Origin of the sequence: Streptomyces sp. NPDC059679, from assembly GCF_042734105.1 — a bacterium.
GTDB lineage: Bacteria > Actinomycetota > Actinomycetes > Streptomycetales > Streptomycetaceae > Streptomyces.
This window is the reverse complement of sequence record NZ_JBHWES010000067.1, coordinates 10,703-34,042: the sequence shown is the minus strand read 5'-3', so window position 1 is coordinate 34,042 and position 23,340 is coordinate 10,703. Positions and strand designations below refer to the sequence as shown.

General features: G+C 70.4%; 16 protein-coding genes and 1 pseudogene. 6 read left to right on the top strand and 11 right to left on the bottom strand.

Translation table 11 applies throughout. From position 1 onward, the window contains the following. Positions 1–166: 166 nt before the first annotated feature. Positions 167–1,177 (bottom strand): LLM class flavin-dependent oxidoreductase, encoded by a 1,011-nt coding sequence (locus ACFV2X_RS44250; protein ID WP_385627323.1) that lies wholly within the window; start codon positions 1,175–1,177, stop codon positions 167–169. Between the two features lie 78 nt (positions 1,178–1,255). Continuing rightward, positions 1,256–2,014: a barstar family protein gene (locus ACFV2X_RS44245; protein WP_385627320.1), complete on the bottom strand. Its 759-nt coding sequence runs from the start codon at positions 2,012–2,014 to the stop codon at positions 1,256–1,258. Between the two features lie 353 nt (positions 2,015–2,367). Here ACFV2X_RS44245 and ACFV2X_RS44240 point away from each other — a divergent pair, with 353 nt between their 5' ends. Beyond that, the gene (locus ACFV2X_RS44240; protein WP_385627317.1) at positions 2,368–3,165 is read left to right on the top strand and encodes an SDR family NAD(P)-dependent oxidoreductase; all 798 of its coding nucleotides are present in this window, start codon (positions 2,368–2,370) and stop codon (positions 3,163–3,165) included. A gap of 35 nt (positions 3,166–3,200) precedes the next feature. Here the strand turns inward: ACFV2X_RS44240 and ACFV2X_RS44235 are convergent, their stop codons facing one another. The 3 genes and pseudogenes from ACFV2X_RS44235 to ACFV2X_RS44225 form a co-directional block, all read right to left on the bottom strand. Further along, the gene (locus ACFV2X_RS44235) at positions 3,201–3,377 is read right to left on the bottom strand and encodes a hypothetical protein (RefSeq protein ID WP_385627398.1); all 177 of its coding nucleotides are present in this window, start codon (positions 3,375–3,377) and stop codon (positions 3,201–3,203) included. A 20-nt stretch (positions 3,378–3,397) separates the two neighbouring features. Next, positions 3,398–3,808 (bottom strand): annotated as a pseudogene (locus ACFV2X_RS44230) (hypothetical protein); the annotation flags it as partial. Between the two features lie 100 nt (positions 3,809–3,908). Further along, positions 3,909–4,844, bottom strand: coding sequence for a fumarylacetoacetate hydrolase family protein (locus tag ACFV2X_RS44225; protein ID WP_385627315.1), 936 nt, complete (start codon positions 4,842–4,844; stop codon positions 3,909–3,911). Positions 4,845–5,114: 270 nt separating this feature from the next. Here ACFV2X_RS44225 and ACFV2X_RS44220 point away from each other — a divergent pair, with 270 nt between their 5' ends. The 3 genes from ACFV2X_RS44220 to ACFV2X_RS44210 are packed head-to-tail and all read left to right on the top strand — an operon-like array spanning position 5,115 to position 10,470. Continuing rightward, positions 5,115–6,638 (top strand): glycosyl hydrolase family 28 protein, encoded by a 1,524-nt coding sequence (locus ACFV2X_RS44220; RefSeq protein WP_385627312.1) that lies wholly within the window; start codon positions 5,115–5,117, stop codon positions 6,636–6,638. Next, positions 6,635–9,964, top strand: coding sequence for an alginate lyase family protein (locus ACFV2X_RS44215; RefSeq protein ID WP_385627310.1), 3,330 nt, complete (start codon positions 6,635–6,637; stop codon positions 9,962–9,964). Before ACFV2X_RS44220 ends, ACFV2X_RS44215 begins: the two co-directional genes overlap by 4 nt. A gap of 56 nt (positions 9,965–10,020) precedes the next feature. Then, the gene (locus tag ACFV2X_RS44210; RefSeq protein WP_385627307.1) at positions 10,021–10,470 is read left to right on the top strand and encodes a tautomerase family protein; all 450 of its coding nucleotides are present in this window, start codon (positions 10,021–10,023) and stop codon (positions 10,468–10,470) included. A 68-nt stretch (positions 10,471–10,538) separates the two neighbouring features. Here ACFV2X_RS44210 and ACFV2X_RS44205 read toward each other — a convergent pair whose 3' ends face one another. Further along, positions 10,539–11,102, bottom strand: coding sequence for a CGNR zinc finger domain-containing protein (locus ACFV2X_RS44205; RefSeq protein WP_385627304.1), 564 nt, complete (start codon positions 11,100–11,102; stop codon positions 10,539–10,541). 74 nt (positions 11,103–11,176) lie between these two features. Here ACFV2X_RS44205 and ACFV2X_RS44200 point away from each other — a divergent pair, with 74 nt between their 5' ends. Further along, positions 11,177–11,353 (top strand): hypothetical protein, encoded by a 177-nt coding sequence (locus ACFV2X_RS44200; RefSeq protein ID WP_385627303.1) that lies wholly within the window; start codon positions 11,177–11,179, stop codon positions 11,351–11,353. 41 nt (positions 11,354–11,394) lie between these two features. Here the strand turns inward: ACFV2X_RS44200 and ACFV2X_RS44195 are convergent, their stop codons facing one another. Further along, positions 11,395–12,000 (bottom strand): GPP34 family phosphoprotein, encoded by a 606-nt coding sequence (locus tag ACFV2X_RS44195; RefSeq protein ID WP_385627299.1) that lies wholly within the window; start codon positions 11,998–12,000, stop codon positions 11,395–11,397. 342 nt (positions 12,001–12,342) lie between these two features. Here ACFV2X_RS44195 and ACFV2X_RS44190 point away from each other — a divergent pair, with 342 nt between their 5' ends. Further along, entirely contained in the window at positions 12,343–14,739 is a 2,397-nt protein-coding gene (locus tag ACFV2X_RS44190) for a glycoside hydrolase family 44 protein (protein WP_385627297.1), read from the top strand. Between the two features lie 404 nt (positions 14,740–15,143). Here ACFV2X_RS44190 and ccrA read toward each other — a convergent pair whose 3' ends face one another. The 4 genes from ccrA to ACFV2X_RS44170 form a co-directional block, all read right to left on the bottom strand. Next, the gene (gene ccrA, locus ACFV2X_RS44185; RefSeq protein WP_385627295.1) at positions 15,144–16,484 is read right to left on the bottom strand and encodes a crotonyl-CoA carboxylase/reductase; all 1,341 of its coding nucleotides are present in this window, start codon (positions 16,482–16,484) and stop codon (positions 15,144–15,146) included. A gap of 88 nt (positions 16,485–16,572) precedes the next feature. Beyond that, positions 16,573–17,766, bottom strand: coding sequence for a cytochrome P450 (locus ACFV2X_RS44180; RefSeq protein WP_385627292.1), 1,194 nt, complete (start codon positions 17,764–17,766; stop codon positions 16,573–16,575). A gap of 48 nt (positions 17,767–17,814) precedes the next feature. After that, positions 17,815–19,257 (bottom strand): DHA2 family efflux MFS transporter permease subunit, encoded by a 1,443-nt coding sequence (locus tag ACFV2X_RS44175; protein WP_385627289.1) that lies wholly within the window; start codon positions 19,255–19,257, stop codon positions 17,815–17,817. Positions 19,258–19,360: 103 nt separating this feature from the next. After that, positions 19,361–23,302 (bottom strand): type I polyketide synthase, encoded by a 3,942-nt coding sequence (locus ACFV2X_RS44170; RefSeq protein ID WP_385627288.1) that lies wholly within the window; start codon positions 23,300–23,302, stop codon positions 19,361–19,363. Positions 23,303–23,340 lie beyond the last annotated feature (38 nt).

Below are 23,340 nucleotides of genomic sequence, written 5' to 3'. Positions count from 1 at the left end.
TGCTGTCCTTCCGCTCCGTCCCCTTGCTCCGACCGAGCTTGGGGACGGGTCCCGGCGACGGCCACCATTGCGGGACAGCTGAGCTGAAAGAGGGACGGCCACCCCCGTGACCTGCGGGGATAGTGGGCAACAAGACAATCCCGCGGGACGCGGGGCGGGAACCCGCTCATCGGCTGCCGCCGAGCCCCGCGATCCGGGCCAGCCCGCGGTGGGATGCGATCAGGGCGTCCCGGTCGTAGGTACTGGTCGTGACCATGATCTCCTGGGCGCCGGTCTCCTTGATCACCGTCTCCAGCTCATCGGCCACCTGCTCTTCCGTGCCATGGATATGGCCGCGCAGGTGCGACTCGTAGAGCTCCCGCTCCTTCGGGCTCATGGTCCGCCGCTCGATCTCCTCGGCCGGGGCGAGCGGCGGGAAAGTGCCGTGGGTGCTCGAGTACGCGATGGCCCACGCCTCGGGGATCAGCAGCCGGCGCGCCGGCTCGGGGGTTTCGGCGACGGCGAGCGTGCCCGCGGCGATGACGTACGGTTCGTCGGCCCACGCGGACGGACGGAAGGCGCCGCGGTAGCGCTCGATCGCACGCAGCAGCTTCTCGCGGCCCCTGAGGTCGCCGATCACCAGCGGAAGCCCGGCCTCGGCGGCGATCGCCGCGCCCTCGCCGGTGGCCAGGACGTACGGCGGCACGCGCAGCCCCTCGGCGGGGCGGGCATGGACGCGGGTCGGCGAGGTGCCCTCGAACCAGCCAAGGAGCTCGGCCAGCTGCCCCGCGAAGTCGTCGGCGTCGTCCTTGTCCCGGCCCAGTGCCCTGCGCACGCCATTGGTGAAGCCGACCGAGCGGCCCAGGCCCATGTCGATCCGCCCGGGGAAGAGGGATTCCAGCACGCCGAACTGCTCGGCGACCACCAGCGGTTGGTGGTTCGGCAGCATCACCCCGCCGGTGCCGACCCGGATCGTATGCGTGGCGGCGGCGATCGCCGCGGCCAGCACGGTCGGCGCCGAGCCCGCGACACCGGGCACGCCGTGGTGCTCGGCGACCCAGATCCGGTGGTAGCCGAGCCGTTCCACCTCCTGGGCCAGGCGCACGGTGTCGCGCAGCGCCTGCGGACCGCCGGATCCCTCCCGGATCCGCGAGCGGTCGAGGATCGAGAAGCGGGTCGAGGCGATCACAGAGCTCACAGAGGGTTCAACGCCTGGCGGACCCCGGCATTCCCACCGCGCCGAGGCCCGGCGCCGGCCACGCCGTCAGCCACGCCATCAGCCGGAGGGCGGGTACTCGATCTCGATTCCGTATCGACGCAGCACGGAGATCACACCGTCCAGCTCTTCGTCGCCGATGGCGCGCCGCGAGCTCTCGAAGTCGCGCCACACCAGCCGGAAAGGCGATTCCCGGCGGGCACCGCTGTTGATGAGGCAGTCGTCGAGTGCGCTGGGATTGGAGCCGAAATAGCCGCCGGGTCCATTGACCGCCTCGCCCAGCTCGCAGTAAAAGCCCGCGATATCGGCGAGGTCCGCTCCCGCGATTTCGCACGTGGTCGCATCCCCATAGCGTTTGGCCTGGTGGCCCGTGCGGAACCAGGCCATTTGGACCACGTGGAGCCAGCTGTCGTGTGCTTCGGCTGGAAGCCTCTTCCACATTCCGGATTCCGCCGGAGGACTCTGTACCCAGGTCTGCCAGATCTCCCCCGCATACGGATAGGGGGAGCCGAACCCGAAGAAGGACAGGGCCAGATCGGTCCCGCCCGGAACGCTCACACTGGCCCTGAGGTCCGTCACCTCGACCCTGCCGATGTAGTAGCCGCCGATCTCGCGCCCTCGGACGTCCCTCACCTGCATTTCGATGTCCTCGAAGAGCACGGGGACCCGCTCCGGCCGCAGTGACGATCCGACCGCCGTGATGATCTCCGACTCGCCGACCGACGGCTCGACGAAGAAGCCTCGGACATCGGTCGCGGTCAGAATCTCCCGCTCCGTCTCGTCCTCGACGAATCGGTACATCGCATCGCACTGAGTCACCCGATCGTCCCCGCCTCGCCGTGATCGCTCACTCCGCACCCCCCGTGTCCGCGGCCCGGACCGCCTCCGTATGACCCCACTCCGTCCGCGTCCACGGCGGAGCCCGTGTCCGATCCACCCTACGTGCCGCCCCTCGCATCCGAGCGGGTCGACAGGTGGTGATCCGCGCGCCACCGGAGCGCAGATACTGCGCGCTTGCAACTAAACGCGTATGCAATTAGCGTGATCGCTTGTCACCCGGTGTGGTCCCGCGACCGCACACCACCCCGGGCCGCTGTTTCCGCGGCACCGGCATGGACACCCGAAACCCAACGTCTCTTGGTTCGCGTACCGCATCCCTTTGGAGGAGCACCGTGCTGATCGATCTCTCCGGCAAAACCGCCCTCGTCACCGGGTCGACCCAGGGCATCGGCTTCGCCATCGCCGCCGGACTGGCGCGGGCGGGCGCCCGTGTCGCCGTCAACGGACGCCGGGAGGAGTCCGTGGCCGCCGCCATCACGAAACTGGAGGAGGCCGCGGACGGCGGTGGCACCTTTGTCCCCGCCCCGGGTGACATCACCACCGAAGACGGCGCCCAGCAGGTCACCACCGCCGTGCCGGACGTCGACATCCTCATCAACAACCTGGGCATCTTCGGCGCCGTTCCGGCGCTGGAGATCAGCGACGACGAGTGGCGCCGCTATTTCGAAGTCAACGTGCTGGCCGCCGTACGGATGATCCGCGTCTATCTGCCCGCGATGAAGAGCCGGTCCTGGGGCCGGATCATGAACGTCGCCAGCGACTCCGCCGTCGTCATCCCCGCCGAGATGATCCACTACGGCATGTCGAAGACCGCGCTTCTCGCGGTGACCCGCGGCTTCGCCAAGGATGCCGCGGGTTCCGGGGTGACCGTCAACTCGCTGATCGCCGGGCCGACGCACACCGGCGGCGTCGAGGAGTTCGTGTACGAACTGGTGGACTCCAGCCTGCCCTGGGACGAGGCGCAGCGGGAGTTCATGGCCAAGCACCGGCCCCAGTCGCTGCTTCAGAGGCTGATCGAGCCGGAGGAGATCGCCAATATGGCCGTCTACCTCAGCTCTCCCTTCGCGTCGGCCACCACGGGCGGGGCCGTGCGCGTCGACGGCGGCTACGTCGACTCCATCCTCCCGTAGACCTCGCGCAGCGGAGACCCTGAGGGGGCTTCGCGTCAACGGTCCTGGAGTTCGTCGATACGGACCGGGCCGGCCGTGATGATCGACCGGATGGCGGCGAGGGCCATGGACAGCGCGGCGCGGGCGTCCTCGCCGGTGACGGAGGGGGTGCCCGCCGGTGACGGAGGGGGTGCCCGCCGGTGACGGAGGGGGTGCCCGCCGCGCGCACGCACTCGGTGATGTCGGCGAGTTCGGCGACATAGGCGTCGCGGAACAGGTCCTGGTCGTAGCGGACACAGTCGGCGGCGATGCCGTCCGGGCCGCAGGCCGTCAGATGGCTGCGGCGGAGCTCGCCCATGGTGAGCATGCCGGCCGAGCCGAAGACCTCGCCACGGACGTGATAGCCGTATACGGCCTGGAAGTTGGCCTCGGCGGTGGCGAGCGCCCCGTTGTCGAAGCGGATGGTGACGAGGGCGGTGTCGAGCAGGCCGCGGTCCTTGAAATCGGGGTGTATCAGGCGAGCGCAGCAGCTGCGGGGTGCCGATGGCGCCGACGGCGATCTAGCGCGCCGGGGTGGCGATGACCAACGCCTCGATGCCGGGCTCGGCGAACAACCCCCCGATCGAGCCGAACCGTCCGCCGCCGAGACGTCCGGCGGGGACACATCTGGTACGGACGCACCCGGCGGGGAAGCCGTCGTCGCCCCCCCCACCTCGTCGTCCGGGGAACCACGGCCGCCCCCGTACACCTCGGCCCTGCCGGGATCACCCCGAGACGCGGCTCCGGTGCGCACGGCGTGTCAGCGGGTGGCTGATCGCCGCCACCAGCCAGTCCAGTTCGGCCTGGCGGGCCCGTACCGGGTTGCGCAGCGTGCCGACCCCGTCGATGGCTATCTCCACCACGTCCCCGGCGCTCAGCGTGAAGTCGAGCGCGGGCACGATGCCCGTACCGGTGGACAGCACCGCGCCGTCGGGGAAGGGCTGGGAGCGCCACAGGTGGTCCACCAGGCCCCTCGGGGTGCGGTGGAACGCGGCGGTGGAGGTCGTCCCCCGGTACGCCGCCTCGCTGTCGCGCCACACCACCAGGCTGATGTCCAGTGCGTCGGGTGTCTCGATCTCCCAGGCGGGCACGATGCCCGAGGACACCGCGGCGCTTCCGGCGTAGATCTTCGCCTGGGGGAGGTAGAGCGGATTCTCGCCCTCGATGGAGCGTGAACTGACGTCGTCGGAGACCAGATAGCCGACGGTCTCGCCGTGCCGGTTGAGGACCAGCGCCAGTTCGGGCTCGGGGACGTTCAGCTCGGAGTCGTCCCGTACGGCGATCGGCTCACCATCCGTCACCACCCGCCAGGGCTGCGACTTGAAGAACAGCTCCGGGCGCTCGGCATCGTAGATCCGCTCGTAGACGGACTGCTCGGTGCTCTCCTCCACCCTGGCCTCGCGCGAGCGCTCGTACGTCACCCCCGCGGCCCACAGCTCCATCAGCCCGTCCAGCGGCGGCAGCAGCAGAACGTCCCGCTCATCGGCTGCGGCCGGGCCGGAGGCGGTGTCCTCGACCAGGGTTCGGAGCTCCGCCGCGGACAGCCGCAGCAGCTCGGCGACCAGCGGCGCTCCAGTGAAGGTCCGGATCGCGCCGGTGTCGTCGGCGACTCCGGTCCGTACGGTCTCGGTGTCGTCGGCGAAGCGCACGATGCGCGTCATAGGTCGTCCTCTCCGTTCCTGACGGGCGATCCGCGGGCGATCCGCGGGTGATCGCAGATGATCCGCCCTGCCCCGCCGGGGGCTGTCGCATCGTTGCCCGGCAGGCGTGCTCTCAAACACTGCACACAACCGGTTGCGAACCGCTTGGCACAGTTTTTTCGAAAGTCTGCCGTGACTCTTGACGCCGTCTCGCGACAGGAAGAAGCTCTGGCCACTTGGTCTCAGCAACCGGTTGCTATGAGTTTTCACGCTTCGCAAGGAGAGTCAGGCATGAACACGCCCCTGTCCCGCCGTACCGCCCTCCAGGCGGCGGGCGCCACGGCGCTCGCCGCCGGCCTCACCGGCACCGCGGCGGCCGGGTCCGCCCGGGCGCAGCAGGCGGGCGACCCCGCGCCCACGCTGGTCACCTACGACATACCGAACGGAGCCCCGGTCAAGACGGACAGCTTCGCCGTCAAGGTCCGCAACCCCGGCGGCGCCTGGCAGAGACTCGGCACCTATCTGGCCACCCTGAACCTGGTCAACACCGCCACCGGCTCCGGCCAGCAGCAGAAGTCGTCCCTCGCGTACTTCGACTTCTCGGGCGAAGTCGAAGTCGAAGTGACCTACATCAAGGGCGGCGTGACCGCGGCGCGCGTCCGCCCCGACTCGTACGGCATCAAGCCCGACCTCCTCGGCGACACGCTCCGGTTCACCCTCGACCAGCCGCGCAATGTCGTCGTCCAGGTCAACGACGACATCTTCGACTGTCTGCATCTGTTCGCCCGTCCCCTGGAGAAGCACCGGCCCGCCGAGGACGACCCCGACGTCATCTACTTCGGCCCCGGTGTGCACACCACCCCCGGCGGCACGGTGACCGTGCCCTCGGGCAAGACTGTGTATCTGCACGGCGGCGCGGTACTCAGGTCGCGGGTGGTGTTCAAGGACGTCCGGGGCGCCCGGCTGATCGGGCGCGGGGTGATCCACGGGGCGCCCGGCGGGGGCGCCACCGTCGAGGGCTCCTCGGACATCGCCATCGGCGAGGTCACCATGCTCAACCCGGACGGCTACGCGGTCACCGTCGGCGAGTCGAAGGACGTCACCATCCGCGGCATGGGCTCCTTCTCCTCCAAGGGCTGGGGCGACGGCATCGACATCTTCTCCAGCTCCCATGTCACCATCGACGGCGTCTTCATGCGCAACGCCGACGACTGCGTGGCGATCTACACCCACCGCTGGGACTACTACGGCGACACCCGCCACATCACCGTCAAGAACTCCACCCTGTGGGCGGATGTCGCCCACCCCATCAACGTGGGTACCCACGGCAACACCGACAGCCCCGAGGTGCTGGAGAACCTCACCTTCAAGAACCTCGACATCTGCGACCACCGCGAACCCCAGATGGGCTACCAGGGCTGTATCGCGCTCAACCCCGGGGACAGCAACCTCATCAGAAACGTGCGGGTGGACGGTGTCCGGGTCGAGGACTTCCGGGAGGGCCAGCTGATCCATATGCGGGTGATGTACAACACGAAGTACAACACCTCGGTCGGGCGTGGCATCGAGGACGTCTACATCAAGGACCTCAGCTACACCGGCACCCGCACCAACACCTGTCTGCTGCTCGGTTACGACGCCGAACACCGCATCAAGAACGTCACCTTCGAGAACCTGGTCGTGGGCGGCAAAGTCATCGCCGACTCGATGAAGAAGCCGGGCTGGTACCTCGCAACCGACTACATCCCGATGCACGCCAACGAGCATGTGACCAACCTGAAGTTCATCACCACCGCCGAGGCCGCTGCGTCATGACGAACCCCGCAACCAGCCGCCGGGGTTTCCTCGGCGGCGCCACCGCCCTGCTGCTGGCCTCGGGCGCGACCGGGCTGCTGGTGGCCGGCTCGGCCCGGGCCCAGGAGAACACCGCGCCGCGGACCTTCGCCCACCCCGGGCTGCTGCACAGCGCCGCCGACCTCGCCCGGATGAAGGCCGCGGTGGCCACAGAGGAGTCGCCGATCCACGACGGGTATCTGGCGCTCGCCGCGCACGCCCGCTCCTCGGCTTCGTACACCGTGCAGAACACCGGCCAGATCACCTCCTGGGGCCGTGGCCCCTCGAACTTCATGAACCAGGCCGTGGCCGACTCGGCCGCCGCCTATCAGAACGCCCTCATGTGGTGCGTGACCGGCGAACGCGCCCACGCCGACAAGGCCCGCGACATCCTCAACGCCTGGTCGGCCTCGCTCACCGCCGTCACCGGAGCCGACGGCCCGCTCGGCGCCGGGCTCCAGGCGTTCAAGTTCGTCAACGCGGCCGAGTTGCTGCGCCATGGCGACTACGACGGCTGGGCTCCGGCCGACATCGCCCGCTGCGAGGAGTCCTTCCTGCGGGTCTGGTATCCGGCCGTGTCGGGCTACATGCTCTACGCCAACGGCAACTGGGATCTCACCGCTCTCCAGACCATCCTGGCCATCGGCGTCTTCTGCGAGGAGCGCACCCTCTTCGAGGACGCGCTGCGCTTCGCCGCGGCCGGCGCGGGCAACGGCAGTGTCCGCCACCGCATCATCACCGACGCGGGCCAGGGCCAGGAGAGCGGGCGCGACCAGGGCCATGAACAGCTCGCGGTCGGTCTGCTCGGCGACGCCGCCCAGGTCGCCTGGAACCAGGGCGTCGATCTGTGGGGCTACGACGACCACCGCATCCTCGCGAACGTCGAGTACGCCGCCCGCTACAACCTCGGCGACGACGTCCCCTTCACCCCCGACCTCGACCGGACGGGCAAGTACATCAAGACGACCGTGTCGGAGAAGGTGCGCGGCGCCCTGCCCCCGATCTACGAGATGGCGTACGCGCACTACGCCGGTGTGCGCGGACTCGACGCGCCGAACACCAAGCGGGTCGTCTTCCGGGGCGCCGGCGGTGCGCGCGTGGTGGAGGGCAGTAACGACGACCTGCCGAGCTGGGGCACCCTCACCTACGCCGGGGCGCAGGGCTCACCCGCCGCGCCGACGGCCCCCGCCGGGACCACCGCCACCGGCGACGACCACGCCATCACCGTGTCCTGGCTGCCGTCCGCATGGGCGACCGGGTACACGGTGCGGCGGGCCACCCGTCCCACGGGGCCGTACGAGCGGATCGCGTCCGGTGTGGCCACCCCGGCGTATGCGGACCGGGATGTGCGCGCGGGCCGGACGTACTACTACACGGTCAGCGCCACCAACGCAACGGGCAGCAGCGGCGATTCGGGCTGGGCCGCGGCGACCGCCGGGCTCCCCCGTCCCTGGTCGACCCGGGACGTGGGGGACGCGACGCTCCCCGGCTCCGCCACCTTCGACGGCGAGCGCTTCGTCCTGGAGGCGAGCGGCACCGCGGAGGCCCACCGCCTCGTCCACCTCCCGCTGACCGGCGACGGCACCGTCACCGCGCGCGTCGTATGGCCGCTCAGCTCGCAGTACTCGAAGATCGGGGTCACCCTCCGCGGCTCCCTCGACGCGGCGGCCCCGCACGCCTCGATGCTGATCCAGGGGCTGCCGCTGCACACCTGGAGCGGGGTGTGGACGGTGCGCCCCGCGGCCGGGGCCGTCACCTCGGCGACCGGGAGCAGCCCCGTGCCGCCGTCCCAGCAGCGGGCGATCACCACCGCCGCCGCCTTCCCGATCTCCGATCTCGGCACCCTGCCGGAGTCGGCGACACCCCTGGAGGCCCCGTATGTCGAGGGCGCGGGCGACGGCTACCGGCTGCGGGCGCCGTACTGGGTGCGGGTGCGGCGGAAGGGCGGGCGCTGTACCGGAGCCATCTCCCCGGACGGCGTCCGGTGGACCGAAGTCGGCTCCAGCGAGCTCGAGTTGGGGCGTACGGTGTACGCGGGGCTGGTCCTCACCTCCTGTCTGGGCGTGGCCGAGTCCTACGCCGAGACCGGCACCGGGGCCTTCGACAACGTCAGCGTCACCTCCGCCACCGGCCCGGTCTGGTCCATGCCGCGCCCCGCGCGCACCGCCACCGACCTGCGGGCGACCACCGGCGCCGACGCCGTCGAGCTGGCCTGGACCGACCCGGACCTCTCGGCCCGGTACACGGTGCTGCGGGCCGCTCGCGCCGACGGCCCGTACGAGACCGTCGCCACCGACATCGGCCCGGTCGGCTTCGGCACCCGCATCCGGTACGCCGACGCCACCGGCTCGCCCGGGGCGTCGTACCACTACACCGTCGCGAAGACCAACAGCGGCGGCCACGGCCCGCGCTCGGCCCCCGCCGAGGCCCGGATGCCCACCCCCGCCACTCCGCAACTCACCTCCCCCACCGCCGCGTTCGCGAACCGAAGTGTCCCCTTCCGCCATCTGCTCCGGGCCTCGCACGAGCCCGTACGGTTCCTCGCCAGCGGTCTGCCCAAGGGGCTGAGCGTCGACCGGCGCACCGGCCTCATCTCCGGAACACCCGCCGAAACCGGCGAGTTCCGCGTCACCACCACCGCGGGCAACGCGGCCGGGACCGCGACGGGCACACTCACGCTCGCGGTGGGCACGCCTCCGCCCGAGCCCTGGTCGTACGGCGATCTCGGCGACCCCGTCCTCGACGACCGCGCGTTCGGGACGTTCGGCGTGGTGGCGATCCGTACGCCCGGGAGCGCCGCGTACGACGACGGGGCCTTCGTCGTACGCGGTGCCGGGGTCGACCTCAACGTCAACGGCCAGGGAATGACCGGGCAGTTCGTGCGGCGGCCCGTCATCGGCGACTGCGAGATCACCGCCCGGCTCGTCTCCCGCGCGGGCTCCGCCGCCTCGGACCGGGTGGGACTGCTCATGGCCAAGTCCCTGTCGCCGTTCGACCAGGCGGCCGGAGCGATCGTCACGGGCGGGGCCACCGCACAGCTGATGCTGCGCACCACCGTGGCCGGCGCCTCCGCGTTCACCGGCACGAGCAGTGTCCGGCTCCCCTGTCTGCTGCGGCTGAGGCGCACCGGGACGGCCTTCGCCGCCGCCGTCTCCGGCGATGACGGTGTCACCTGGACCGCACTCGCCGAGGGAGCGATTCCCGCCTTCGGCGACGCGCCCTACTACGTGGGGCTCGTGGTCTGTTCCCGCGATCCCCTGGCCCACAGCACCACCCGGTTCGAGCAGGTGAGCATCGCCCGAGGCTGACTGTACCTACTAGTATGTACGAGAGCATCGAGAGCCCTGAGAGGAGAACCGCCGACATGCCTTTCGTCCGCATCGACGCACTGGGGGCCGACCGTGACCGGCTCGACGCGCTCGGCCGCGCCGTACACGACGCCTTGACGGAGACCATCGGCTTTCCGCCCGACGACCGGTTCCAGGTCCTGACCGGCCACGACGGCGTCGGCAGCACCCTGCGCTACGACAACTACCTCGGCATACGGCGCGACGAAGGCATCGTGTACATCGCGATCACGATGCGCTCCGGGCGGACCCCCACCCAGAAACGGGCGCTGTACCGGCGGATCGCCGAGCTCGCCCACGCATACGCGGGGACCGAGCCGCGGAACGTGTTCATCATGCTGACCGAGAACGAGTCGATCGACTGGTCGTTCGGCCACGGGGTGGCGCAGTACGCCGAGGCCCCCGACGCGACCGCCCCCGGTGCGACCGCCTCCAACGCGGCCGACCCGGGCGCGGAGGCGAGCTGATACGGCGCTCACCCGGCCGGCGCCGTCCACGTGACACGTGACACGTGGACGGCGCCGGCCGAGTGGCGTCAGCCGGCCTCGGCCACCCGCACCTGCTTCTTACGGGCGCGGTAGGCCGCCGCCTTGACCTTGTTCCCGCAGGACTCCATGCCGCACCACTGGCGTCGCATACCGCGCGACCGGTCGATGTAGACGCGGGTGCATTCGGGGTTGCCGCACTCCTTGAGCAGCGGCACATCCGGCCCGCCGAGAAGCTCGACGGCGTGCCGCGCCACAGTGGCCAGCGCCTCCTCCGGCGTCGCCTCGGTCCACCGGCCCGACGCGGTGAGCTGGGGCGTGGCGGGAGGCTTGCGGGCCATCCCGTTCACCAGGGCCAGCGCCTCGCTGTCGTACGCGTCCCCGGCGACACGGGCTTTGATCAGCCCGTAGACGGCCTCCCGCACGGCGATCGCCTGCTCGACATCGGCCTCCTGACTGGCGGAGACCGCGTCGACGATTCCCGACTCCAAATACCAGGCGTCCAGCCGGTCCGGCGACACGAACATCTCGAACCGCACCGAACGGCGGGCTCGGAGCGTCGCGGCGAGGTCGAGAGCGGGGTTGCCGCAGAGAAATACGTGATCCAGATTCACGTCACCATCTTGACGGGTGACTGCAACTTCTGCAAGGCTCGTCACCCACCAGAGCGGTGACGGAAGGCGATGACATGGCACAGCCCGAGCAGATACGCGATAACGCCGAGACGGCACGACGTGCTCGATTCGGCACCCTGCCCCAGCGCATCCGCCTGGAGGACACCGTCGAGGAACAGCCCGCCATCGCACCGGACCCGGCGAAGGACACCTACAACGCCGACGAATGGCTCACCCGCAACTGTCTGTGAGCGGTCCCGCACCGCCCCGCACCGCCCCGCGAGTCGCCTCGCTAGTCGCCTCGCCAGATGTTGTCGAAGGCCGCTTCCTCGATGGCCCGCCGCTGCCGTACGGCCTCCAGCTCCATGACCGCATCGTTCACCGCGGCGAGCACCGTCACCACCGCCTCGTCGGCCACGGCCGGGGAGTCCTCGGGCGGCTCGCCGCGGATCCCTACGGCCGCCGCGAGCGCGGCGAGGACGGGCTCGTCCGATGTCCAGCGGTCCGCCGCCTCGTGGTGCGCGGGTGAGTCGGCCAGTACGGGCCGGCTGGTCCGGAAGGGTGTCCAGCGGTGGCGGCGCCGGGTGATCTCCCCCTCCTGCTCCAGCTCGGCCGCGTAGGCCGCGGACAGACCGCGGCCCCTGCGCCACAGCCAGTCGCCGACCGCCTCGTACGGCGCCTGTCGATCCAACGACGACGCGGCCTCGTCCAACAGACGATCGGCGATCGCCGGCTGCGGGCCCGGCACGATGACATCGCCGTCCAGGCTGAGCGCATGGGCGCCGATGAGGTCGATCATCTCGGCCCCCGCGAGCGCGAGCGACAGATCTCCGCGCTCCACTGGACGGTCGGGCACCGTATCCATGGCGACGATCAACAAGTCCCGCGGTGTGGTCATAAGTGGCTCCACGTCAGAGGCATCGATGGCGATACGTCGCTGAGCAGCCGGGCCGGGACGGTTCCGGCGGAGGAGTTCAAGGAGTTTCCCGTACGTGGCCGACTGTAGCGCGCCCCGGTCAGGGGTGCTCTGCCGCTCAGGCCCCTTGACAGCGCCCCGGGCCTCGCTGACCATGTGAAGGCTCTTGGGAGCGCTCCCATACGCTCTCACGCACCATTCCCCCCGTTGTCAGGCCGTACGGCACTGCCCCCTCGGTGCCATGGCCCGTGCGCCCGTGTCCCGCCGTGCGGGGCGAGCGTGGCTGAGCCGTGTCGCATGGCCGCATGGAAGGAGACCATGCGCATGACTCGAAGAGCCGCGCTGGTGGCCGCGGCGCTGCTGGTGGCCGGTGCCGGTCTGGCCGCTCCCGTCCAGGCCAGCGACTTGTCCGACCAAGGCACTCGGCCCTCCGCTGCCGCGGACGGCCCCGCCCTCAGGGTCGACGCCACCACCGGGCGCCACGCCATCGACCCGCATGTCTACGGGATCAACTTCGCCGAGGAGGCGCTGGCCAAGGAGCTGCGACTGCCGGTGCGGCGATGGGGCGGAAACGCCACCACCCGCTACAACTACAAGCTCGACGCCTACAACGCGGGTTCCGACTGGTACTTCGAGAACCTCTACTACGAGAACGGCACCGCCCAACTGCCGGACGGCTCGGAAGCCGACAAGTTCGTCGACCAGAACCGCCGCACGGGCACCGACACCATACTGACCGTGCCGATGGTCGGCTCGACGACGGCGGCGCGCAACGCCGCCTGCGGCTTCAGCATCGCCAAGTACGGGCCCCAGAAGGGCAGCGACGCCCAGTGGCGCCCGGACTGCGGCAACGGCGTGAAGAGCGACGACACCAACGTCACCGGCAACGACCCCGCCGACACCAGCGTCGCCGCCGGCCCGGAGTTCACCAAGGGCTGGGTGGAGTATCTGAACCGCGCCTACGGGTCCGCGAACGCCGGCGGAGTGCGCTTCTACAACCTCGACAACGAGCCCGACCTGTGGTTCACCACCCACCGGGACGTCCACCCGGCCGGGGCGGGCTATGACGAGATACGCGACAGCACCTACGCCACCGCCGCCGCGATCAAGGAAGCCGACCCCGGCGCGCAGACCCTCGGCCCGGTCGGCTGGGGCCTGAACTCCCTCATCTACTCCGGCCTCGACCAGAAGACCTGCAACGAAAAGGGCGGCGACTGCTGGTCCAACCCCCCGGACCGGGCGGCCCACGGCGGGCAGCAGTTCGCCCCCTGGTACCTCCAGCAGATGAAGGCGTACGAGCAGAGCCACGGCCGCCGCATCCTGGACTACTTCGACAACCACATCTATCCGCAGCAGTCCGGGGTGTCCAGTGGCAATGACGACCCCGCCACCCAGGAGCTGCGGCTGCGTTCCACGCGGCAGCTGTGGGACCCCACGTATGTGGACGAGAGCTGGATCAACCAGCCCGTCCAGTACATCCCGCGGATGCGCTCCCTGGTCAACGAGAACTACCCGGGCACCAAGCTCGCCATCACCGAGTACAACTGGGGCGCGCTGGACCACATCGACGGCGCCCTCGCGCAGGCCGATGTGCTCGGCATCTTCGGCCGGGAGGACCTTGACCTGGCCACCTTGTGGTCGCCGCCCAAGTCCACCGACCCCGGCGCCTACGCCTTCCGCATGTTCCGCAACTACGACGGCAACGGCGGCGCGTTCGGCGACACCGCGGTCCAGGCGGCCAGCGCCGACCAGGAGAAGCTCTCGGTCTACGCGGCCGAGCGCGACAGCGACCACGCGCTGACCGTGATGGTCGTCAACAAGACCACCGGCGATCTGACCGCCCCGGTGTCCGTGACCGGCCGCACCGGGCTCGCCGGCTCGGCGCAGGTCTACCGCTACGGCCAGGACGACGTCACCTCGATCAAGCACCTGGCCGACCAGCCGCTGACCAACGGCGGGTTCACCACCACCTTCCCCGCGTACTCCATCACCGAGTACGTCCTGCCCGCCGGCTCGTCCGAGGCGAAGCCGCCCACCGCCCCCGGTACGCCGACCGCCACCGCGATCGGTCCGGACCGGGCCACCTTGTCCTGGGCCGCGTCCACCGCCGGTTCGTCCCCGGTGGCGAGCTACCAGGTGTACTCCGGCGACCCCGCGGGCAGCGCCCCGGTGGCCACGGTCGACGCCCCCGCCACCAGCACCACCGTCACCGGCCTCGCCCCGTCCACCGCCTACACCTTCCGCGTCGTGGCCAAGGACACCGCGGGCCGCAGCTCGCCACCCTCGGCCACGGTGCGGCTGACCACCGCCGCGGCCCCGGCCGCCACCTGCACGGTCGACTACCGGGTGAGCAACGACTGGGGCTCCGGCTTCACGGCCACCGTCACCCTCACCAACAAGGGCCCCGCCCTCAACGGCTGGCAGCTGGGCTTCTCCCTCGCCGGCGGCCAGAAGGTCACCCAGGGGTGGAACGGCACCTGGAGCCAGAGCGGCACCCAGGTCACCGTCAAGGACGCCGGCTGGAACGCCGCGCTGGCCACCGGCGCCTCCACCACCATCGGCTTCAACGGCACCTACACCGGCACCAACATCGCGCCGGGGAACTACACGCTGAACGGCAAGTCCTGCACCGCCCCCGGAACCGCGGCCGCCACGCATATCGCGCCCCTAGCCGGCCACGACCCCGGCACCCACGCCGTACGCGGACACTCCGCCCGGTGAGCCGCGCAAGGTGAGCCGTACCGGGTGACTCGTACCCGGTGAGCCATACCCCGGGGCTCGCGGACCCCCATTCCGCGGGCCCCGGACCCCGAGGCGCAACCCCGCCTGGGCGGGAAGGACGCCCAGCCAGCCGATCTGCCCACGTGCGCCGATACCTGTGGGGCGCCCTTTCTGGTCCGGCCCGTATTTCGCCGGAGGTTGCGGCGGGGCACCACTGACCGGCGTACGCCAGTACATCGAGAACCAGCAGCGCCCCGTGTGACGGCAACCGTGGGCGCGGGCCGAAGCGGAGCGGTCGGCGCCGCTGGTGCTCCCTGGCCACCTGCGGCAGTCGGCGCCGGCCCGCCCCGCCCTGCTGACGACCGCCCCGGGGCGCGAACCGGCCACGTCGGGTGTCAGGGGTGTCAGCCCGCGCGGAAGCGGTTGATGGCGCCTATGTGCCTTCCGCGCAGTTCGGCGTCCTCGATCCCCTTCCCTTCGGCCGCGGCGAGACAGAGCACGCCCACCTTGCCCAAGTGTCTGTTCCGGTGGACGTCTTCCACCGCCTGGCCCACCTCGGCGAGCGGATAGGTCCTGGACAGGGTGGGGTGGATCTTGCCCTTGACGATGAGGCGGTTGGCCTCCCAGGCCTCGCGGTAGTTGGCGAAGTGGGAGCCGACGATGCGCTTGAGCGACATCCACAGATAGCGGTTGTCGTACTCGTGGGTGTAGCCGGACGTGGACGCGCAGGTCACGATGGTGCCGCCCTTGCGGGTGACGTACACGCTCGCGCCGAAGGTCTCCCGGCCCGGGTGCTCGAAGACGATGTCCACGTCCTCGCCGCCGGTCAGCTCGCGGATGCGCTTGCCGAAGCGCTTCCACTCCCTGGGGTCCTGGGTGTGCTCGTCCTTCCAGAACTTGTAGTCCTCGGCGCTGCGGTCGATGATCGCCTCGGCGCCCATGGCCCGGCAGATCTCGGCCTTGCGGGGCGAGGAGACCACACAGATCGGAGTGGCGCCGCCGACCAGTGCCAGCTGAGTGGCATAACTGCCCAGACCTCCGCCCGCGCCCCAGATCAGCACGTTGTCCCCCGGCTTCATCCCGGCGCCGTTACGGGAGACCAGCTGCCGGTAGGCGGTCGAGTTGACCAGGCCGGGGGCGGCCGCCTCCTCCCAGCTCAGATGGATCGGCTTGGGCATGAGCTGGTTGGACTTGACCAGCGCGAGCTCGGCGAGGCCGCCGAAGTTGGTCTCGAAGCCCCAGATGCGCTGCTCGGGGTCGAGCATGGTGTCGTCGTGCCCGTCGGCCGACTCCAGCTCCACGGACAGACAGTGGGCCACCACCTTGTCCCCCGGCTTCCACTTCCGCACACCGGGCCCCGTACGCAGGACCACGCCCGCGAGGTCGGAGCCGATGACGTGGTACGGCAGATCGTGCCGCTTGGTGAGCGGGGAGAGCCTGCCGTAGCGCTCGAGGAAGGTGAAGGTGGGGATGGGCGCGAAGATCGAGGACCAGACGGAGTTGTAGTTGACCGAGCTGGCCATGACGGCCACCAGCGCCTCGCCGGGGCCGACTTCGGGCACGGGCACCTCACGGACATGCAGGGACTTGATCGGCGCCCGGTCCATGACCGGTATGTTCTCGAACATGTCCTGCTCGTCCCGGAAAAGGACCGCCGCCCGATAGGACTCCGGCAGGGGGAGGGACCTGAAGTCGCCCTCAGCCGCTTCCGGAGACTCGATAGCTTCCACCAGTGCGTTCGTCATGCGATCTCTCCTGCTGAAACGGCTGATGACGACGGATGTCGGGTGGCCGGGGCGGATGTCGCGCCGCCCCGACCACCCCGTGGCCACGCTAGGGAGCGAGCCGTACGGGAAGTTCGGTCAGGCCTCGCATGACCAGGCCGGGCCGCCACTTCAGATCGGCGGTGGGATCGGTCCGCTCCATCTTCGGGAAGCGCTCCAGCAGTTGCCGGAAGGCGATCTGGGCTTCCAGCCGGGCCAGCGGAGCGCCGAGGCAGTAGTGCATTCCATAGCCGAAGGCGATGTGCTGGTTGGGGGTTCGTTCGGCGTCGAGGCGGTGCGAGTCGGTGAACAGCTCCTGGTCGCGGTTGGCGGAGAGCAGGGAGATCAGCACCATCTGCCCTTCCTCGATCGTCTCACCGCCGAGTTCGAGGGTTTCGGTCGCGACCCGGAAGCTCGCGCCGGGGACGGGGCTTTCGAAGCGCAGGAACTCCTCGACCGCCGCCGGGATGTGGTCGTGGTGGTGGCGCAGCCGGTCCGCCATCTCCGGATTGTCCAGCAGCAGATAGGCGCCGTTGCCGATCAGGTTCACGGTGGTCTCGTAGCCCGCGATGATCAGCAGGAAGCACATGGAGGTCAGCTCGTTCTCGGTGAGCCGGTCCTCGTCGTCACGGGCGGAGATCATCGCGGAGAGCAACTTGTCGTCCGGCTCCGTGCGCTTGTGCGCGACGAGGTCGCGCAGATACATCACGAACTCCGTCACCACGTCGACGGGGAAGTTCTGGGTGCCGACCCCGGCGAGATAGCTGTTGGACCAGGCCCGGAAACGATCGCGGTCGGCTATCGGCACACCGAGCAGTTCACAGATGACCTGCATCGGCAGCGGAAACGCGAGGTCGCGGATCATATCGGGATGCTCGGTCGCGGCCATGGCGTCGAGCAGATCGCTCGTCATCCGCTCGACCATGGGCCGGAGCTTTTCGATCCGGCGGGCCGTGAACACCGAGGAGACGAGGCGCCGCAAGCGGGTGTGGTCGTCGCCGTCGACGCGCAGCATATGGGTGCCCATGCTGGCGCGGATCTCCGCCGGAAGAATCTCCTTGGCGACGACACGGGCGCCGATCCGGTTGGACAGCCGGGCGTCGCCGAGGGCGGTACGGCAGTCGGCGTACCGGGTCACCAGCCACAGGGGCACGCCGTTGGGCAGTGAGATCTGGCTGAGCGGGCGGTCGTCGCGCAGCTGGTCGAAGAGTTCATGGGGTGAGGTGACGCCGTACTCGGTGTAGAGATCGGCGAAGGTGGTCATGCTGGGCTCCTCCCAGGGGTGTCCGGTCTGTGGCCGCGGGGACGGTGGTCAGTCGCGGGCATCGACCACCGGCTTTCCGGCCGGGGCGGATGCGGGCGCGGCCTTGGGCGGTGTCGGCGCCGGGATGCCCAGCGCCAGCGCGGCGCCTCCCACGAGGACCGCCGCACAGATCCACAGCCCGGGGACCATGCCGTCGGTGAAGCTCTGCGGCGAGAGATAGTCGCCGTAGGTGGCGAAGACGGTGGTGGCCACGGCGATGCCCAGGGCGCTTCCGATCTCGCGCACGGTCGCGTTGGTGCCCGACGCCTTGCCGATGTCCTGCGGCTGGACCGAGGTGACGACCACGGTGGTGCTCGGCGCGAAGATCAGGCCGGTGCCGACCCCGGCCAGCAGCCACGGCGCGATCATGTGCCAGTCCGGGGTGTCCGGCCCGACAGCCAGCGCGGACCAGCCCACGCCGAGGGCCGACAGGACCAGTCCCAGGGCGATCAGCCGGCCGGCGCCCACCTTGGGGATGAGTTTGCCGACGAACGGGGCGACCATGGCGGGCGCCATCGCCCAGGGCAGGGTCCACAAGCCGGCGACGAACGGCGAGTGGTGGCGGACGACCTGCAGATACTGGGCGAGGAAGAAGACCGAGCCGAACAGGCCGAAGAACACGGTCAGGGAGGACGCATTGGCCAGGGTGAAGCCGCGGTTGCGGTAGATGCGCAGCGGCAGCAGGGGCTGGGGCGCCTTGCGTTCCCAGGCGATGAAGGAGCCCAGCAGCACGGCGGCGGCGATGAACTTGGCGAGCACCTGGCCGGCGGTCCAGCCCTCCTCGCTGCTTTCGACGATCCCCCAGATCAGCGCGAGCACCCCGGTGGAGCCGAGCAGCAGCCCGGGCAGATCCAGCCGGGAGGCCGTGCCGTGGCTCTCCTGGAGGACGCGCAGCACCAGAAGCACCGCGACGACGCTGACAGGTACGTTCACCCAGAACAGCCAGTGCCAGCCGATGCCGGTGGTGATCGCGCCGCCGAGCAGCGGTGCGAGCCCGACGGCCAGGCTGTTGACACCGGCCCACAGGGCGATGGCCGCCGCCCGCTTCTCGGCGGGTACCGCGACCGTGAGCAGGGTCAGCGAGAGCGGTAACACGGCGGCGGCGGACATGCCCTGCAGCGCGCGGAAGGCGATGAGCGCGGCGGACGAGGACGACAGGGCGCAGCCGATGGAGAACACGGTGAAGCCGACGAGACCGGAGAGGAACACCCGGCGGCGGCCGAACCGGTCACCGAGTCCGGCCGCGACGAGCAGCAGGCTGGCGAAGCCGAGAATGTACCCGTTGGTGACCCACTGAAGTCCCTGGACCGAGGCGCCCAGGTCCTGTTTGATCCTGGTGAGCGCGTTGGTGACCACCAGGTTGTCCAGGCCCACCATGAACATCGGCAGTGACACTGCCAGGACGGTGAGTCCGAATGAGGGGCGTGAGTTCACACCCGGCTCAGTTGCCATGCGTATCTTCCCTGCGTGTATTGAGATGGAGAAACGTGTATTGAGATGGAGAAAGGTGCCGGACACGGCTCGTTTCCGGTCGGCGGCCGACCGGAAACACGTCTCAAACGTGAACCTCCTCGCGCAGCCAGGAGGAAATGGCGTCCCCGGTGGTTCGATGGTGTTCGTCGAGGATCGAGAAGTGGTCGCCCGGTACCTCCACGACGTGGTGCGCGTGTTCCCAGCGCGCCTTCTCACCTCGACCGTCGGCAGCCGGGGAACCTGGGGACGACAGCCCGGTGAGGGCGGCGGTGGCGCTCAGCAGAAGGACGGGCGTGGACACCGGGCGGGGAGTCCAGTCCGCGAAGACCCGGAAGTAGCCGCCCATCGCGATCAGCCGGTGGTCGTCGACCACGGCCGCCGCGTCCTCGTCGTCCAGCATGGCCGAGGTCATCAGCCGGGTGGCATGCCGGTCGGCCGACCGGGCGAAGGTGTCCGCGAGCACCACGGCGTCGGCCGGCGTACCGGAGTCCTCGAGGTACTCGGCCACGGCATGGGCGATCCAGCCGCCCGAGGAGCGGCCGAGCAGTACGAGGGGCCCGCCGGCCGCCGTCTCGACCGCGATCTCCGCCTGGGCCCTGACCAGGGCCTCCCGGGTGCGGGGCAGCGGCTCACCGGGCAGGAAGCCCGGGTGCGGCAGCGCCCACACGGTGGCGTGGTCCCCGAGGGCCACCCCCAGCCGCAGATACTCCTGAGGGCCCGATACGGCGCTGAGCGAGGGAAAGCACACCACGCCGGTACGTCGCGCCCCGGGGGTGATCCGGACCGGCGCGGGCCAGCGTTCCGCCTCGGCCCGGTCCTCGAAGTCGGGCCCGAGCCGCGCGGCCGCGTCCAGCAGCCGGAAGCCCTCGGCAAGCCGGTCCGCGGCGTACGCCTGGCGGAACAGCCGGGTCACGGCCCCGCTGCCGTGCTCGGGCGCGGCCGCCGTCGACCGCAGGGCGGTGTGGAGGTGTTCGGCGAGCGCGGTCACGGTCGGGTAGTCGAAGGCCAGCGTGACCGGCAGGGTCAGCCCGGTGTCCGCCATGAGCCGGTTGCGCAGTTGCAGCGCCGTCAGCGACTCGACCCCGGATTCCACGAAGGAGCGCTCCGGGTCGATTCCGTCCGGGGTGGGATGGCCCAGAACGGCCGCCGCGACCGCCCTGACATGGTCGGCCAGCAGCGCCTGGCCTTCGGCCGCGGAACAGGTCTCGAGCTTGCGCAGCAGGGCGTCGTCGCTCTCCTCCGGCGCGGGCAGCGGGTCCTGACCGCTGGGTGTCGCGATGACGGCGGCCGGGGTGGACGCGAGCCAGTAGCTCCTCCGCTGGAAGGCGTAGCGCGGAAGTTCGACATGACGGGGCGTCGTCCCGGAGAAGGCCGGGGACCAGTCGATGTCGACCCCGCGGACATGGAGTTCGGCGGCCGAGCGGAGGAAGCGATCGGGACCGCCTTCGTCACGGCGGAGTGTTTCGACGACGGTGACTCCGGCGCCGCCGGTGAGGGTGTGCTCGGCGGTCTCCTGGACGGCGGTGCCGAGTACGGAGTGCGGGCTGCACTCGACGAAGAACCGGAATCCGTCCCCCAGCAGGCCCTGTACGGCGGTCTCGAACCGGACCGTCTGCCGGAGGTTGGTGTACCAGTACCCGGCATCCAGTCCGCTGCCGTCCACCGGGCGTCCGGTCACCGAGGAGTACAGCGGCACCTCACCCGGGCCGGGCACCACCGGCCCGAGTACACGTAACAGCTCCTCCCGCACCACCTCCACCTGCGGCGAATGCGACGCGTAGTCCACCGGCACCCGCCGCGCCCGTACCCCCTGTCCCTCGCACAGCGCCAAGAGCCCATCCAGCGCTCCCGACTCCCCCGCCACCACCACCGCCGACGGACTGTTCACCACCGCCACCGACAGTTCACTGCCCTTCACCAAGTCCCTGGCCTCGGCCTCCGATACGGCCAGCGACGCCATCCCCCCACCCTTCGCCAGCCGCCCGATCACCTGGCTCCGCAACGCCACCACCCGCGCACCATCAGCCAACGACAACACGCCCGCCACCACCGCGGCCGCGATCTCACCCTGCGAATGACCCACCACCGCACCAGGCACCACCCCGTATGACGCCCACACCGCCGCCAGCGACACCATCACCGCCCACAACACCGGCTGCACCACATCCACCCGATCCAGCCAACCCCCATCACCCCCCGACACCACCTCCAGGAGCGACCAGTCGACAAACGGCGCCAACGCCGCCTCACACTCCACCATCCGCTCACGGAACACCACCGACGACCCCAACAAACCCCCCGCCATCCCCAACCACTGCGAACCCTGACCCGGAAACACCAACACCACCCGACCAGCCGACCCCACCACCCGGCCGGCCACCACACCGGCACCCGCCCCGCCCTCCGCCAGCACACCCAAACCACCCGCCACCCCCTGACGATCCCCGGCCACCACCACCGCACGATGCTCCAGGGCGGCCCGGCCCGCCGCCAGGGACCAGCCCACATCCGCCGGGCTCAGCTCCGGGCGCTCCGCGACGAACTCCCTCAGCCGCGCCGCCTGTGCCCGCAGCGCGGTGGCCGTGCGCCCGGAGACCAGGCACGGCACGGCGGGCGCGACAGCCGTCGCGTCCTCATGACCTTCCTCGGCGGGGGGCTCTTCGAGGACGATGTGCGCGTTGGTGCCGCTCATGCCGAACGAGGAGACCGCCGCCCGGCGGGGGTGTCCGTTCCTCGGCCAGTCACGCTGTTCGGTCAGCAGCTCCACCGCCCCCGCCGACCAGTCCACCCGCGAGGTGGGCGCGTCCACATGCAACGTACGGGGCAGCCGACCGTGCCGCATCGCCATCGCCATCTTGATGACGCCGCCCACACCCGCGGCTGCCATGGTGTGCCCGATGTTGGACTTCAGCGAGCCCAGCCACAACGGCCGGTCCGCCTCCCGGCCCTGCCCGTACGTGGCCAGGAGGGCGTCCGCCTCGATCGGGTCCCCCAGCCGGGTGCCGGTCCCGTGCGCCTCCACCGCGTCGACGTCGCCCGGCGACAGCCGTCCGTCCGCCAGCGCCTGCCGGATCACCCGGCGCTGTGCCTGTCCGTTGGGTGCGGTCAGCCCCGTACTGGCGCCGTCCTGGTTGACGGCGGTGCCGCGCACCACGGCCAGTACGCGGTGTCCGTTCCGTACGGCGTCCGACAGCCGCTCGACGAGGAGCAGGCCGACTCCCTCGCCCCAACTGGTGCCGTCGGCGGCGTCGGAGAAGGACTTGCAGCGGCCGTCCGCGGCCAGTCCGCCCTGCGCGCCGAAATCGGCGAACGCTCCGGGGGAACTCATGACCGTCGCGCCGCCGGCCAGGGCCATGGTGCACTCACCGCGCCGGAGGGCCTGTACGGCGAGGTGGAGCGCGACGAGCGACGAGGAGCAGGCCGTGTCGATGGTGACCGCCGGGCCCTGCAGACCGAGGAAGTACGCGATGCGTCCGGAGGCCACGCTGCCGGAGTTGCCCGTGCTGAGGTAGCCCATGGCCTCGGCCGGAATGGCCGGGGCGCGGGTGGCGTAGTCGTGGAGGTTCACCCCGGTGAACACTCCGACTTCCGTGCCACGTAAGGAGGTCGGGGAGATCCCGGCCGCTTCGAACGCCTCCCACGCGGTTTCCATGAGGAGCCGCTGCTGTGGGTCCATGGCCAGCGCCTCGCGGGGCGAGATGCCGAAGAAGTCGGCGTCGAACTCGTCGGCGTCGTGCAGGAATCCGCCCTGCCTGTGCCCGGTGTCCCCCTCGTCGGCCGGTGGTTCGTCGGCGGTCTCCCAGCCTCGGTTGCCGGGGAAGCCGGAGATCGCGTCGCGGCCCTCGAACACCAGCTGCCACAGGCTGTCCGGGTCGTCCACACCCCCGGGATACCGGCAGCTCATACCGATGATCGCGACGGGTTCACGGCTCCGGTCCTCGAGTTCGCTCAGCCGGCGGCGGGTCTCGCGCAGCTCCGAGGTCGCCCGCTTGAGATAGTCGAGGTACTTCTCTTCGCTGGTCACTGTGGATGGCTCCGATCAGGGAACGAGCAGGGGCCGCC

What these genes read in the sequence shown, in the direction of transcription:
- ACFV2X_RS44225 (WP_385627315.1), bottom strand. Translation starts at nt 4,844, where the DNA reads ATGACGCGCATCGTGCGCTTCGCCGACGACACCGAGACCGTACGGACC.
- ACFV2X_RS44220 (WP_385627312.1), top strand. Translation starts at nt 5,115, where the DNA reads ATGAACACGCCCCTGTCCCGCCGTACCGCCCTCCAGGCGGCGGGCGCC.
- ACFV2X_RS44215 (WP_385627310.1), top strand. Translation starts at nt 6,635, where the DNA reads ATGACGAACCCCGCAACCAGCCGCCGGGGTTTCCTCGGCGGCGCCACC.
- ACFV2X_RS44210 (WP_385627307.1), top strand. Translation starts at nt 10,021, where the DNA reads ATGCCTTTCGTCCGCATCGACGCACTGGGGGCCGACCGTGACCGGCTC.
- ACFV2X_RS44200 (WP_385627303.1), top strand. Translation starts at nt 11,177, where the DNA reads ATGGCACAGCCCGAGCAGATACGCGATAACGCCGAGACGGCACGACGT.
- ACFV2X_RS44195 (WP_385627299.1), bottom strand. Translation starts at nt 12,000, where the DNA reads ATGACCACACCGCGGGACTTGTTGATCGTCGCCATGGATACGGTGCCC.
- ACFV2X_RS44190 (WP_385627297.1), top strand. Translation starts at nt 12,343, where the DNA reads ATGACTCGAAGAGCCGCGCTGGTGGCCGCGGCGCTGCTGGTGGCCGGT.
- ccrA (WP_385627295.1), bottom strand. Translation starts at nt 16,484, where the DNA reads ATGACGAACGCACTGGTGGAAGCTATCGAGTCTCCGGAAGCGGCTGAG.
- ACFV2X_RS44180 (WP_385627292.1), bottom strand. Translation starts at nt 17,766, where the DNA reads ATGACCACCTTCGCCGATCTCTACACCGAGTACGGCGTCACCTCACCC.
- ACFV2X_RS44175 (WP_385627289.1), bottom strand. Translation starts at nt 19,257, where the DNA reads ATGGCAACTGAGCCGGGTGTGAACTCACGCCCCTCATTCGGACTCACC.